At 39.6% G+C, this 14,749-nt stretch carries 13 protein-coding genes; 6 read left to right on the top strand and 7 right to left on the bottom strand.

Annotation, left to right across the window (positions count from 1 at the left end; all coding sequences use genetic code 11):
- Positions 1-6: 6 nt before the first annotated feature.
- A complete protein-coding gene (locus HQN83_RS15235) occupies positions 7-1,380 on the top strand; it encodes an OmpA family protein (RefSeq protein WP_173091185.1) in 1,374 nt (457 codons plus the stop codon).
- Positions 1,381-1,574: 194 nt separating this feature from the next.
- On the opposite strand, the gene HQN83_RS15230 is transcribed toward HQN83_RS15235, so the two are convergent.
- The 6 genes from HQN83_RS15230 to aroQ all read right to left on the bottom strand — a co-directional run bounded on the left by HQN83_RS15230 (position 1,575) and on the right by aroQ (position 9,394).
- A complete protein-coding gene (locus tag HQN83_RS15230) occupies positions 1,575-2,849 on the bottom strand; it encodes a purple acid phosphatase family protein (protein ID WP_173091184.1) in 1,275 nt (424 codons plus the stop codon).
- A complete protein-coding gene (locus HQN83_RS15225) occupies positions 2,849-5,905 on the bottom strand; it encodes a TonB-dependent receptor (RefSeq protein WP_173091183.1) in 3,057 nt (1,018 codons plus the stop codon). The genes HQN83_RS15230 and HQN83_RS15225 overlap by 1 nt, the downstream gene beginning before the upstream one ends.
- A gap of 111 nt (positions 5,906-6,016) precedes the next feature.
- A complete protein-coding gene (locus HQN83_RS15220) occupies positions 6,017-7,033 on the bottom strand; it encodes a FecR family protein (protein ID WP_173091182.1) in 1,017 nt (338 codons plus the stop codon).
- A 60-nt stretch (positions 7,034-7,093) separates the two neighbouring features.
- Complete coding sequence (locus HQN83_RS15215; protein ID WP_173091181.1) at positions 7,094-7,621, bottom strand: sigma-70 family RNA polymerase sigma factor; 528 nt, start codon at positions 7,619-7,621, stop codon at positions 7,094-7,096.
- Positions 7,622-8,001: 380 nt separating this feature from the next.
- Complete coding sequence (locus HQN83_RS15210) at positions 8,002-8,970, bottom strand: M20/M25/M40 family metallo-hydrolase (RefSeq protein WP_173091180.1); 969 nt, start codon at positions 8,968-8,970, stop codon at positions 8,002-8,004.
- A gap of 4 nt (positions 8,971-8,974) precedes the next feature.
- Positions 8,975-9,394, bottom strand: a complete 420-nt coding sequence (aroQ, locus tag HQN83_RS15205; RefSeq protein ID WP_173091179.1) for a type II 3-dehydroquinate dehydratase — start codon at positions 9,392-9,394, stop codon at positions 8,975-8,977.
- Positions 9,395-9,438: 44 nt separating this feature from the next.
- Between aroQ and xerD the strand changes: the two genes are divergently transcribed.
- Positions 9,439-10,338 carry a site-specific tyrosine recombinase XerD gene (gene xerD / locus HQN83_RS15200; protein ID WP_173091178.1) on the top strand — a complete coding sequence of 300 codons (900 nt, stop codon included), beginning with the start codon at positions 9,439-9,441 and terminating at the stop codon, positions 10,336-10,338.
- Between the two features lie 17 nt (positions 10,339-10,355).
- Here xerD and prmC read toward each other — a convergent pair whose 3' ends face one another.
- A complete protein-coding gene (gene prmC, locus HQN83_RS15195; RefSeq protein WP_173091177.1) occupies positions 10,356-11,213 on the bottom strand; it encodes a peptide chain release factor N(5)-glutamine methyltransferase in 858 nt (285 codons plus the stop codon).
- Positions 11,214-11,261: 48 nt separating this feature from the next.
- Between prmC and ribD the strand changes: the two genes are divergently transcribed.
- From ribD to HQN83_RS15175, 4 genes are read left to right on the top strand one after another with little or no spacing between them, the layout of a single operon-like run.
- Positions 11,262-12,308 (top strand): bifunctional diaminohydroxyphosphoribosylaminopyrimidine deaminase/5-amino-6-(5-phosphoribosylamino)uracil reductase RibD, encoded by a 1,047-nt coding sequence (gene ribD, locus HQN83_RS15190; protein WP_173091176.1) that lies wholly within the window; start codon positions 11,262-11,264, stop codon positions 12,306-12,308.
- Between the two features lie 4 nt (positions 12,309-12,312).
- Positions 12,313-13,179, top strand: a complete 867-nt coding sequence (locus HQN83_RS15185; RefSeq protein ID WP_173091175.1) for an EamA family transporter — start codon at positions 12,313-12,315, stop codon at positions 13,177-13,179.
- Complete coding sequence (locus HQN83_RS15180; protein ID WP_173091174.1) at positions 13,169-13,783, top strand: IMPACT family protein; 615 nt, start codon at positions 13,169-13,171, stop codon at positions 13,781-13,783. Before HQN83_RS15185 ends, HQN83_RS15180 begins: the two co-directional genes overlap by 11 nt.
- A gap of 53 nt (positions 13,784-13,836) precedes the next feature.
- A complete protein-coding gene (locus tag HQN83_RS15175; protein WP_173091173.1) occupies positions 13,837-14,715 on the top strand; it encodes a nucleoside phosphorylase in 879 nt (292 codons plus the stop codon).
- Positions 14,716-14,749 lie beyond the last annotated feature (34 nt).

Below are 14,749 nucleotides of genomic sequence, written 5' to 3'. Positions count from 1 at the left end.
AAAGACATGAAAAAATCGATATTGGCAATTGCCTGTTTGTTGATGTTAAATACAGCACAAGCACAAATATTTAAAAAACTTGGTGACCAGATCAAAAAGAAAGTAGATCAGGCTGTAGATAAAAAAATAGCTAACGAAAAGAATAAGATTGATGCTAAGGTCGACCAGGAGCTCGATAAAAAAGCAGATGAGGTGGTTGACAATATAAAAGGAGTTGCTACGAAAGCTACAACAACCAACAGCGAGCAGTCAATGGCCATGCCTGTCGATAAATCTCATGAAGAAACGAACGTGCCGGCAGCACCCAGCGGCCCTGTCAATCAAAAAAGTTATCGCTCCAAATTTGATTTTGTACCCGGAGAAAAAATAATTGTTTGGGACGATTTTGCTTCAGATGCCATTGGCGATTTTCCAGACCGCTGGTACACCAATGGTTCGGGTGAGGTGGTTACGGTGGATGGCAAACCTGGCAACTGGTTAAAACTTGGAACGCAATCCAATTTTATGATCAAGGAAATAGAGAAAATGCCCGAAAATTTCACCATACAATTTGATCTACTCGTCTCATCGCCTTACCCAAAAGGTTTTCCCTTTAGTCTGGCCTTAGCAGAAGTGAAAAATGGCAATTCGTTTTATAAAGATAACAACAATTCAAATTTAGGTGACCCTAAAAATGCTGTGCTCTGGCTATATCTTCAACCAGGTTCGGCAGAATATGAAAGCCTAAAAGCTTATGGCAACTATCAATATATTTCTCCGGGACAGCCGGATGCAAAAGGGGATTATGCCATTCCAAATTTCAGGTCTACTCCAGAAGAAAGACTGGCAAAAATATCCATCTGGAGGCAAAAACAGCGCGTCAGGGTATATGTAAATGAAAATAAAATCTTAGATCTAAATGCTATTCTGGCCGACAATACGAACCTAAATGCCCTGCTCTTTAAAGCTCCTTCACTGAGTTGGGGTGGCTTGTTATTTATCTCTAACATCCGTTTAGCAATTGGCAACCCCGATACCAAAAGCAAACTTTTAACCCAGGGGAAACTGGTAAGCACAGCTATTTTGTTTGATGTGAATTCGGATGTGATTAAACCCGAATCATTTGGTGCGCTAAAAGAAATTGCGGGTGTATTGACGCAGGCTGGAGATATAAAAATCAGAATAACTGGCCATACTGATAACGATGGAGATGCTGCGACCAATTTAGAACTCTCTAAAAAAAGAGCCATTGCAGTAAAAAATACCCTTAGTAAAGACTTCGGTGTAAATACAGCAGCTTTTGAAACAGATGGCAAAGGTGAAACAATGCCACTTTTAGCCAACAGTTCTCCGCAGAACAAAGCAAATAACCGCCGGGTAGAATTTGAGAAAATGCCTTAGCGTTTCCTCTTTTTTTAGCGGGAGGTTTTACTTTAAAATACATTCTGCTTTAAATAGATCATTTAGAATTTCCTGGATGAACCCATCGTACGATGCTATCCTACTGATACTCAAAAAAGGGTTGCTCCATAAACAGCAACCCTTTAATTTTTCTTTAGACTTCGCGTCTGGCGGGTATCTGGGAGTCCATCCTTTTACTTTTTTAAATCTGTAAATACAGCTGCTTTCTCTTTATTCGTTTTTTTAAGACTAAAAGAGTCAAAAACCTCTCCGGAAGCTTTATAGGCAGTATAGACCAGTTTATCATTGTCAACCGATATAATTTGGAACAGTTGGGTATTTTCTGCAAATACGTCCATCCACCTTGGTGACACATCTATTTTGTACATTTTTGGCCCGGCCACTGAAACCACATACATCGGGCCTCCAACCTTTCCTGATACACCAGTAGGTAAATTCTGCCCACGACTGTAAGTATGGTCATGTCCCTGCATCAATAGGTCTACATGGTATTTATCAAACAAGGGCTTAAATAAGTCCCTGAATTCCTTATTGTCTCTGCCTTTTGCTGTTGAGTAGATTGGGTGATGATAAGTGATCATGGTCCATTGCTTTGGATTGTTCTTTAATACCCCTTCCAACCATTCAGCCTGAATCTTCATGGAGTTGGAATCAAGTACGATCATCTGAGAGTTCAATGAAATGAGACGAACATTGGCATAATCGATGTAGTAAACAGATTCTTCCAAACCTTTAGGGCCGTTCTCTGGCAAAGTATACTGAGACCGCCAATGGGGATCAAGGGTCAACACCTTTTGTTCATCTCTAAAATATTCATGATTTCCCGATGAAGGAATACTCGGAATCATTCCATTAATGAAACCAGCGCCAAAATGCCATTCTCCCCATTCATTGTCATTATTTGAGCGATTGATCAGGTCGCCTGCATGAACAATAAAGCGCGCATCACCATGAGTAGCAAAGGCCCTTCTGATTACCCTCGACCATTTTGACTTGATGTCATTTTGAGCATCACCCAAATAAATGAATGAAAAAGGTTTCACCTTTGCAGGTGCAGTACGGAACTGAAACCATTCGCTCCAGTTCTTGCCATCCCCTACGCGGTAGGTATAAACCTGATCAGGTTTCAAGCCCATCATGGTGGCACTATGATAATTCGCTTTTTCGTATTCGGCCCCCTGCAGGGAAGTTGTAAGGGCAACAAATTCTCCGGAATTGTCTTTTTCAAGATCAGGTGAGCTGTCTTCCATCAATACCTGCGCATAACTTTTATGTACAGTAGTGTCGGTGCGCCAGGTAACCGACTGAGTGGTCGTAGGATCCGCCGACCAGGTCAGAATAATGCGATCAGGAAAAGCTGACGCTTTGAGTGATTGCCCTTTAGCTAGTTGAAAGCCTAGAAGGACTATAATGACCGTGATAATTTCTCTGGTAATGTTCTTCATCATTAAAAAGGATTGTATTTAAAGCCTGCATTGGCCCATGTAGAAAAGTATTTATGATCATTTGGTCTTCCATCACCATAATCCAGGATAGTTTGGGCATTATTGATGTTGCTAATCCCCATAAAAATGGTAAACTTCTTATTAATGCGCTGCGAAGCGGAGAAGTCAAGCTGCATTCTGCCTTTTTCCATCAGGTCATTGGCCTGTTCCTCTGCAAGCTCACTAATAAAAGTATCATAGAAATTCAGCGATATACGGCCGGAAAAACCATATTTCTCATAAGACAATGATGCATTACCTACCTTAGGTCGCATAGACGGCAAACGTACAGTACGCTCACTCACAATACCAGGTACCTTAAACTTCGACTGAATTTGTGTAAAGTTTCCATAGATACCCAAACCATTCAAAAATCCAGGTAAGAAAGTTAGCTGCTGCTGCCAGGCAATTTCATAACCGTAGACATGTGCGTTTGCACCGTTTACAGTCTGCGTTACCTGATACTTATCAAACTGACCACCTTGTTGGGTATAAATACTTTGATAAATGTAATTTTCTATGTTCTTATAAAAGATACCTCCTGATAATAAACCAAGTGATTTCAAGTAGTGCTCAAATATGAAATCCACATTGGTGGAAGTAGCCTGATCCAACTCAGGATTTCCCATCTTCATTCGCTTTCTTCTTGGCTCCACTTCCTGCCATGGTACCAAGTCATAATAACCGGGACGGGAAAGTGACCTCGTAACTGCTGCCCTTACATTGGTACGCTGATCGATGGCGTACTTCAGGTTCAGACTAGGAAAGAAGCCATCAAATGCCGACTTGGTGTTCACTTTATTGGTGCTTACATATTTACCCTGATTGTCAAACGATACAATGTTACCTCTGTAGTCAAAGCCTGTGCGTTCATACCTCAGCCCGGTAATGATGTCAAGCTTATCCAATGTCAATTTACCCATTACATAACCTGCTCCCATAGTTTCCTTACCACTATAAGAATCCGGATCTGTATTTTGTCTGATATAGGTCTCGTCACTTTCAAAAAGTGACAGGTTTTTCTGATAATAGTCTTCCATCAGGTAACCATTGGCAATAGCCCCAGAAAGGTCATATCTACCATTGAAATAATCCTTTCTGGAATAATCAGACAAGAAATTATCCATTGATACTTTACCTGTCTTCAATATATACTGGAAATAATCTCTGGTATGATCATCTTCCTTATACCGGTAACGCCCGCCAAACTTAAGCATCAGTTTGTTTTTTTGGCTGAGGTTAAAAGTTCGCTGCACATTAAACGATCCCTGACCATCCTTGTCATGAGCGATCTGATGTCTGTTTACATAAGAAGAGGTGGTGTAGTTAGCAGCATTGTTTACATCACCATTGGTAAAAGCAAATTGCGGAGCACGTGGATCGCTGATATCGATACCCGCATTTAAACCACCATAAGTAAAATATCCGTCATAGTAGATTGGCTGATCGTATAAACCACTAGCATAGGTGAGGTCCAAATTCATCCTCCAGTTATTCACAATCGCTTTAGTCCCAACTGAAAAACTAAGCAGATCTCTATGATAGTCTCTAGGTGAACCACTAGCGCCTATACTAATGCCTGTAGCAGTATTTTCATCTGTGTACTCCCCAATGTTATAACTTTTCGTTCCCCTTGTTTGTAGTTCATAAAACTTGTTGTAAGAAGTTCTTCCATAAATCTGGATCTTCTCCGTAGGGAAATAGCTCAGTTCAGCTTGCAGTCCAAGGTTCTCACGATGCAGATCTGATCCTTCCAGTTCAAGGTTAGATAGCTTCATTTTCTCTACCCCTGCAATCTCGTACATATCATAATCTTTCTGAACCCTGTCTTCCCCTCTATAGGTATTGCTATAGTTTACGCCAATCAGGTAAGCCCATTTATTATCTCTGCGGCCAAAATCAAATGAGCCATCAAAGTTTTGCTTGCCTAACAGAAAATTATTACCAAAAGAACCTTTCACCTGCATTTGCTGGCTGCCCGATTTTGGTGTTTTAGAAATGATGTTAACCGAACCTGAAGTTCCATCAGCATCCATATCAGGAGTCAGTGTTTTATTAACCTCTATGGCCTCAACTGTCGACGATAGAATACCGTTGAGGTCAATATCCCTGGAGTTGGTTTGTGTAGAAGGTAATCTGTTTCCGTTTAGTGTGATAGAGCCCATACTCTGATCCAGCCCCCTGATGATGATGTTTCTTGGTAAACCATAGCTATAGTCCATCGCAATACCCGGTACACGCTGCATCGCTTCACCAACAGTAGCATCAGGAAAACGCTCAATCTGCTCCTGAGAAAGTACATATTTAATGTTATCTGCATTGCGCATATTACTCAAAGCAATGGCTTCCCCTCTCCTAATCCCGGTTACCGAAATGCCTTTCATGTCGTTACTCTGGCTCTCCAGTTTCAACTCCAATTTTGCAGTTTCACCATCTTGTATATCCACCGGAAACGATGTTGCTACGTAACCAATATAGTTTACCAGAAGCGTTGCTTTTCCGGGCTTTAGGTTGTTGATTACAAAATAGCCATTGGCATCGGTAACATATTTTTGGTTGGTTTCTTTCAATATCACAGTTGCATAAGGCAAAGTCTGGTTAGTTACCTTATCCTTTACATAGCCTACAGCCGCACCTGGCTTTGCAGCACGTACCTGCAATTCTGCTTTTTTAAGTACAACCATTGTTCCGTCTTCAATAAGTCGCAGGTTGTTTTTTTGCAATAAAGGAGTCAATATCGTCCTTGCAGTTTTGGTCTCATCGTTAACAGTTACTTTTGTATCTATAGTTTCCTTGTTGGTATAAACAAAACTGACCCCTGTTTTCTTTTCAATTTCCTTAAGCAGGTCTGCGAAAGCCACATTACGCATGTTGATACTGATGCGTTTATCCAATCCGCTTTGACCACGTACTGCAGAAGCCACTACCAACTGAATGGAGATCAATGAGATGACACTAATTATTAAGCTTGTACGCATAATTATTTTCATAAGGCGGTTAGCCTCATTAATTTTTTTCATAAATTTGAGTTGTTTAAATTTTAACGATTTAAATAATAAAATGATAGTCAACGGTTCGCCGCAGTTTGGCTAAGAATTAAGGCCGTCCCTGGGCAAACAGGAACGGCTTTTTTATTTGGTACTACTGCATGGTGCTCCTCCTTCTATGTAAATGGTTTGTCCAACAAATTTTGATTGTATGTTCATAGAGAGATTTAGTGTTTTCAGCACTTCATGTATAGATTTGTTTCTGAATCTTGCAGTCAGCTTGCAATCAGTATAGTTAACCTTTCCTGTCTTGATCTTCAGGTTATACTTTCGGGCTAAAGTTTCAAAAACTTCATTGAATGGGGTTTGTTCAAAGATTAGTTCACCTGACACCCAGGAATCTACATCGTTTTTACTCATGATGGTCTTTTCAGTTTTAGCCTTTTTCCTGTCGTAGGTTAACTTTTCACTTGGCAATAGGAACACTGCTTTTTTATTTTCAGTTGTGGTTACCCCCACTTTACCCGAATTAACCGCAACTACCATTAATTGTTCACCACCATAAGCCCGTACATTGAAACTGGTTCCGTAAACCGTAGTGTTCATTCCGGAGCTGCTCACCACAAAAGGATGCGACGCATCATGCGTAACTTCAAAATATGCCTCTCCGCTCAACTTCACCAAGCGCAGCTGATCTTTTTTGAAGTCATCCTTATAGCTAATCTCACTTCCCGAGTTCAACCATACAGTGGTACTGTCTGGTAGTAAAACCTTAATGATCTTACCGGCTCCAGCACTTTTCAGTACCCACTTTTCAGGTTGAGTTGAAATTTGTGCGGAGCGATAATAAAATAGCCCTGTCAGTAGGAAGATACCGGTCATGGCTGCGGCCAAACCATACTTCCACCATAGACCAGCTTTATTTGTTTGGGCAAGCTGTAGCACCAGACTGGTTTCGGAAATTTGATCCTTAACCCACCCAAAATCTAACGGTTCTTGTACCGGTAGCTTTTCCGACAGCGCCCAGAGCTCCTGTATCTTTATATATTCTTCCAGGTGTGCTGCATCTTCGGCAAGCCAGGCATCCAGCATGGCTGCTGTCTGTGCTGTTTCTTCAGCAGACAAGCGCTTGGTGATGCAATCCCATAATTTATTATCCATAACTATCCTCATTCAACAGTAAAGACAATTGTGTGCGCAAAAAATACGGGTTGGGATCAGTTAAGCTTCTGTTAACTTTCTATGAATTAAATGTTGGGACTGATCATAGATAAACTGCATACTTTTCGAAAGATGGTCTTCCACAGTTCTAACAGAGATTTGGAGTAAGTCCGCAATCTCTGCGTAACTAAAGCCCTCTATTCTGTGCATTTTAAAAACCAATTGCCTCCGTTCAGGAAGTTTGCTAATGAGAAAATGCAGAAAAGCCGATTGCTCAGATTCATTCGTAATTTCATCGCCAAAGGAAAGATCAGAAATTGCAGTCAGGTCCTCCTGATCAAGTAAAGTGAGTGATTTGTTCTTATGCTGCTTCAGGTAATTGATGGCGGAATTCTTTATTGCCCTAAACAAGTAGCCCTTAAGGTTATCAGGTTTTGTTTTATTAAACCAGAATTGTACAAATAGATCATTCACCAAACTGGCTGCAGCTTCTTCATCCTTTACAAAATAACAGGCATACTGATGTAGCATGCCACTCCAGCGTTTATAGAGCAACTCAAAATTAATAAGCTCTTTGTTTGACCCCATGATATTAATCTCAAAACTCGACAAGGGATATAAATAAGATATTAAGTGTGTATTACGTTTTTAGAGATAACACATATCAGATCGTTTAAAATACTACATACAATTCCGTTTTTTTATCAAGATTCTGTTCATAGAGAGCACTAGTTCCTCGCGCTTGCCTAGTGCAAATTACTCAGGCATAAAGGAGACTTAAGCCAGGGGTATATCAGGCGATTTACCTCACTTAGGCCTGAGGGGGGCCTGAGAAGAGCCTGAGAAAAGCCTCATTATTCCAAACCGGGTACCGAGCCGGTTCCGAAGCGGTACCGAAAAGATTGGTGTAAAATGAAGTGATATTTTGTGGGAGATCCCGGCCTTCGCCGGGATGATGTAAAGGTTACTTAATTTTTCTTTTCAGGAACAAATGATATTGCACCTTCCCTGTTTGCTACACTCACAATTGCTTTGTAAATATATTCGCAAACCAGTTTTTCGCCAGCGATATTGATATGGGCAATGTCGTCTTCCGGTGTATGATATTGCGGGTGACCGCCGGTATGAAAACCAAGCACGGAGATATTCTTTTTATAAAATGAAACATGATCAGAACCACCAACATCATAAGGAATCACAATCGGGTTAATACCTACCTGTGGTCCAAGGCTTTTCATTAAATCCATACCGCCATCAAAGGAGGCTGCGCCGCCCATGTACAATTGCTTTTCTGAATTCATACGACCAACCATGTCCATATTCAACATCAGTTTAATAGATGATAACGGAATTAAAGGGTGCTCAACAAAGTAGCGCGATCCTAATAAACCTTGTTCTTCAGCACCAAAAGCAATTACAAGCACGCTGCGCTTCAAATCTTTTCTATTGGCCGATAGTTTCTCAGCAATTTCCAATAAAGCAGCTGTTCCGCTTGCATTATCGTCAGCACCAGGATGAATACCCACCGTATCAGGCTTTTTAGAGGATGGCCCGCCCATTCCCAAATGGTCATAATGAGCACCAAGAACAATAAATTCATTCTTTAAAACAGGATCGCTACCCTCAATAACACCAATTACATTCTGTGTTTTAACTCTAGGCGTATCCGTAACCCCTTTTTTTACCCTTATTTTGGCAACAAACTCCTGTAGGTAACTGTCATTAATTGACTTAATACCAGCCTTTTTAAAATCCTTAATCAGGTAATTAACAACCTTTTTATTCTGTTTAGTTCCAGGAAAACGACCTGCCATTTTTGGTGAGGAAAGAAACGAAATATGGCCTAAAATCTCTTTCTCAGTAACATCTGTTTGCGCAATAGCACCAAACCCGACAACAGAACAAACAGCCGTTAGTAAACAAGTCTTAATCTGCATATTTCTAACCCTTTAGCAAACTTTCGATTGCCAATCTATACCCATCCATACCAAAACCAGTTAAAACGCCCTTACAGTTCTTGCCGGTAAGCGAAATGTGCCTATACTCTTCCCTTGCGTAAATATTAGATATATGAACCTCAATTACAGGAGTTTTGATAGCTGCAATTGCATCAGCAATAGCTACAGAAGTATGCGTATATGCACCGCCATTTAGTACAATACCATCATAGTCAAAACCAACCTCATGCAGTTTATTTACAAGCTCACCCTCAACATTACTCTGATAATAATCAATTTCAATGATGCTGTACATTTCGCGCAATTGCGGAATATATTGATCAAAGCTTAAATTTCCGTAAATACCGGGCTCTCTAACCCCTAAAAGGTTTAAATTTGGGCCATTAATAATTTGTATCTTCATCAGTTCAAACTTAAAGCTAAAAACTTACATCAGAAAATTTTTGTGTGATTAAAAACCCCTATTTAAAATCGTTTAAAGACTATCTGAAGCTGGAGCGCTCGCTATCAGCCAACTCTATTGATGCCTATTTAACTGATATCGATAAGTTATCGCAGTATCTCGAATCAGTTGATAAACCAGTTAATTTTAAGGAAGTTACAAAAGATGACTTAAAGCTATTCATAACATGGGTAAATGAACTAGGGATGCTTCCAAGTACGCAAGCAAGGGTAATATCTGGGCTCAAATCCTTTTTTAGCTTTATGTTGCTTGAGCAGATTATCTCTGTAGATCCGACGGAACTACTGGAATCGCCAAGACTATCCCGCAAGTTACCTGACACACTCAATACCATAGAAATCAACCAGTTAATTGATATTATTGATGCTTCAAAGCCTGAAGGGATGCGAAATAAAGCCATGCTCGAAACGCTTTATGGCTGTGGCTTAAGGGTTACAGAGCTTATCAGCCTGAGAATATCCAACATCTATTTCGAAAACGAGTATATTAAAGTAATAGGAAAAGGCAATAAAGAACGTATTGTGCCAATTGGAGCAGCTGCACTTAAGTTCATTAAAATCTACATTGAAGAATCAAGAGTTCATATTAGCATTAAGAAAGGATACGAGGATTACATCTTTTTAAATCGTGGAGGAACTGGTTTGTCAAGAATTTCCGTTTTTACCACTATAAAAGCCTTGGCGGTAAAAGCCGGAATAAGCAAAAGCATTAGTCCGCATACCTTTAGGCATTCGTTTGCTACACATTTAATAGAAGGTGGTGCCGATTTAAGAGCTGTACAGGAAATGTTAGGCCATTCGAGCATTACTACCACCGAGATTTACACCCACCTGGACAGAGATTATTTAAAAGGAGTAATTACAGAATTTCACCCAAGAAGCTAAAGTATAGCAATAAACAACTAATTAGGATGTGAGCAGATAATCATCCTATCCTTACCTTGCATATCTTTTCTTAACTCTATATTTATAAATGACTTATCAATTAACATCTGCATAGTTTCTTCACCTAAATACTCATTAATCTCAAAACATAAAAGACCATTACTATTTAGGTTGCTAAGGGCAAATTCTGCAATTGCTTCGTAAAATATAAGCGGCTTTTCATCAGAAACAAACAATGCCAAATGAGGCTCGTTTTCCAATACATTGTGGTGCATTTCCTTTTGCTCTTCCATTGTTATGTAAGGAGGATTGCTTACAATCAGATCGTATTTTTCGTTGCTACTATAACTCAGAATATCGGCATGAATAAAGTTAACTTGAGCATTATTTAACAGTGCATTTTCAGTTGCAGTGGCCAAAGCACCCTCCGACACGTCAATAGCACTTACCTTAAAGTCAGGTCCCAGATTCTTTTTTAAGGAAATAGCAATGCAGCCGCTTCCCGTTCCAATATCAAGTAGGCTCCCTCGTTTTAATGAAGCTGAATTGCATCTTTCAATAATCCAATCAACAAGCTCTTCGGTTTCCGGGCGAGGAATTAATACAGCGGGGTTAACCTTAAAAGTTAATCCATAAAAAATGGTATCGCCAATTACATATTGCGGAGGCTCTCCCGTCTTCAATCTATCTAATGCCTGCAGATAGGTATTGTATTTAACCTCTTCTACCTCAGCACCCCCGTTTAACATCAACTGACTCCTGTTGAAACCCGAAATATGCTCCACAATAATATTGAAAATAGAAATTATTTCCTGTTCGTCGTAAATCTCTATTAACTCTTTCGTAAAATGATGCAATAATTGCTTTAAATTCATGCTATGCAAAAGTAAGTAAATCGAACAATATACCTTACTTTTGCTTTAATGACAGATGAACTATATATGCAGCGTTGCCTGGAATTGGCAAAAATGGGGATCGGAAGTGTTAGCCCAAACCCTCTAGTTGGCTGTGTAATAGTAAATAATGATAAAATAATTGGCGAGGGATACCATAAAAAATTTGGTGAAGCCCATGCCGAAGTAAACGCCATAAATGATGTGCTTAAAAACCATGGCGATAAAGCCGCGGAATTACTGGCAAACGCAACCGCATATGTAAGTTTAGAGCCCTGTGCTCATTTTGGCAAAACCCCTCCTTGTGCTGATTTACTGGTTAAACACCGATTAAAAAGGGTTGTTATTGGCAATACAGATCCTTTTGCTGATGTAAATGGGAAAGGAATTGAAAAGCTTAAAAATGCTGGCATTAAAGTAGAAACCGGTGTTCTGCAAAATGAATGTAGTTACTTGAACCGCCGTTTTTTTACCAGAATAAAGCAACAGCGTCCTTTTATTATACTCAAATGGGCAACCACAGCAAACGGTTATTTTGCACCAAAAGATACTGCACAACAATGGATAAGCGGTCCGCTGGCAAAAAAACTAGTGCACAAATGGCGCACTGAAGAGGATGCCATACTTATTGGAAAGCAAACCGCAATTGCCGATAATCCTCAATTAAATGCCAGAGAATGGCCCGGTAAAAACCCGGTAAGGATACTTATTGACCGCGATTTGCAGGTTCCAGCAGATAATCATATTTATAACGACAGTGCAAAAACCATCATTATAAACGAAGTAAAAACGGAAGTACAAAACAACATTCACTTCATCCAAATGGAAGATATGCAGTATTATCTTCCTCAGAAAATAGCTTTCCAGTTGTACCTCATGGATATACAATCTGTTATTATTGAAGGCGGAGCAAATATTCTGAATCAGTTTATTCAGGCCAATTTATGGGACGAAGCAAGGGTTTTTACCTCAGCCACATCATGGCAAGATGGTATTGCATCGCCCGCAATCAATGGCATAATAACAGACCAACATTACCTAGAAAACGACAAATTAACAATCTACCAAAATACCTAAACAAATGATTTACCTGCTCATAAGCATTCTCTGCAGTGTTACTGTCGGAGTACTTTTAAAGCTAGCAAAGAGATATAAAATCAATATCCCTCAAGCAGTTACCTGGAATTACCTTTTTGCAATTGGTTTAAGTATTTTCTTTTTCAAACCCAGCTTCAAAGACCTTGCTTCTACTGCGCACTATGATATTTATTTAGGTCTTGGCGTTTTGCTACCTGTTATTTTCTGGTTCTTAGCGGGTTCCGTTAGAAACATCGGTATTGCCAGAACAGATATTGCACAACGGTTGTCGCTGTTTATTCCCATCCTGGCCTCCTATTTTCTCTTTAAAGAGCATTTTACCATCACTAAAATCTGTGGACTTGCGTTGGGTTTTATAGCTATATTTTTTACTTTATATAAGAAAACTAAGCAAAGAAGCACAATAGGCAGCTGGTTTTACCCACTTATCGTATTTGTTGGTTTTGGGCTAATCGACATACTTTTTAAGCAGGTAGCACAAATCAAATCAATCCCCTACACAACCTCTTTAACCATCGTTTTTATCCTGGCTTTTATCATTTCAATTGTCTCTATCTTATACCTTAGAGCGTTTAAAAACCAAAAACTGGAACTGGTTAACTTTATTTGTGGATGCGTATTGGGCTTTTTCAACTTTTTTAATATCCTGTTTTACCTTAAAGCGCATGGTGCGATGGCCGAGAACCCATCAACCGTATTTGCCAGTATGAATATGGGCGTAATCATTTTAGGTAGCGTAATAGGTATTTTTATTTTTAAGGAGAGCCTAAACAAACTAAACTACTGGGGGCTGTTTTTAGCGCTTGCCGCCATTATTTTAATAACACTATCCAAAATCTATGCTATTTGATGATACTTATAAAACCATATCCGCTGCTTCCGAAGGGGTTTTTAAGGATAAAGGAAGCAAATTTATTGCTTATGCTTACCCTATTCGTACAGATGAGGAGGTAAAAACTATACTTCAGAATCTTCGTTCTGAACACCCAAAAGCCCGACATTTCTGCTGGGCTTTACGCTTAAGTCCTGACAGAAGCATATTCCGGATTCAAGATGACGGAGAGCCTTCAGGCACCGCTGGTCGCCCTATTCTAAATACCCTGCTTTCGGCAGACATTACAAATATCCTTATTGTAGTGGTAAGGTATTTTGGCGGAACGCTGCTTGGTGTTCCAGGTTTAATTAACGCTTACAAAACAGCTGCTGCAGAAGCAATTAAAGAAGCTAATGTAATAGAGAAAACGGTAAACGATGTTTACGAAATCACCTTCGATTACCTGGTTATGAACGATGTAATGCGCTTAATGAAAGAAGAGCAACTGAACATTCTCGATCAAAACTTCGACAATTCTTGCGTTATTAAGTTTGAAGTAAGAAAAGCAAATTTAAATGCTGTGCTGGGGAAATTGGAAAAGATTGACAACCTAAAAACTAAGTATCTTTTCACAGCTTAAAATTGATAAGCTCGTGCAGGTTTCATAGGTTTGCTATATCAATCTCCACTTTTATGGGAAACAAAATATCAGAAGCAGACCTGATCATTAATCAGGATGGCAGTATTTATCACCTGAACCTCCTGCCCGAAGATTTAGCTGAAACCGTAATTACTGTTGGCGACCCCGACAGGGTTTCTGAAGTATCTAAACACTTTGATAGTATAGAGCTTAAAAAAGGGAAACGCGAGTTTATCACGCATACCGGATACTTGGGTAAGAAACGCATTACCGTAATTTCTACGGGTATTGGTACTGATAACATCGATATTGTTTTTAATGAACTTGATGCGCTTGCAAACATCGATTTTGATAAGCGGGAAGTTAAAAAAGACTTAACCTCATTAGATATAATTCGCATTGGCACCTCGGGTGCAATACAACCGGACATCCCTATGGGTACTATCCTTGCTTCCTCTTTTGGCTTAGGATTAGATGCCTTAATGCAGTATTATATTCATGAGCTATCTGGCGATGAGCATAGCATTTTGGATGCTTTTAAATCGAGATTTTCTCACATTAAAGGTATCAACCCATATCTGACAGCGGCAGATAATACCTTACTAAATACCATAGGCAGTGAGATGGCAAAAGGAATCACTGTAACCGCCCCAGGTTTCTACGCCCCCCAAGGCCGACAAGTGAGGGCAAAAAATGCTGTGCCTGATTTTATCAATTTGTTAAATAATTTTCAGCATGGTAACAATAGAATTACTAACTTAGAAATGGAGACAGCTGGAATTTACGCTTTGGCAAAAGCTCTAGGTCATAAAGCCCTGTCAGTAAATGCGATACTTGCAAGTCGGGTAAATTTCGAATTCAGTAAAAACCCTGCAGCAGTTGTAGATAAGGCAATAAAAATGGTTTTAGAGAAAATAAGCAAACAAAAATAGTATCTCTAATGTTCATTCGGTATGATTAATGTAA

Source organism: Pedobacter foliorum, from assembly GCF_013266735.1.
Classification (GTDB): Bacteria; Bacteroidota; Bacteroidia; order Sphingobacteriales; family Sphingobacteriaceae; genus Pedobacter; species Pedobacter foliorum.
This window is presented reverse-complemented; position numbering and strand designations above follow the sequence as displayed.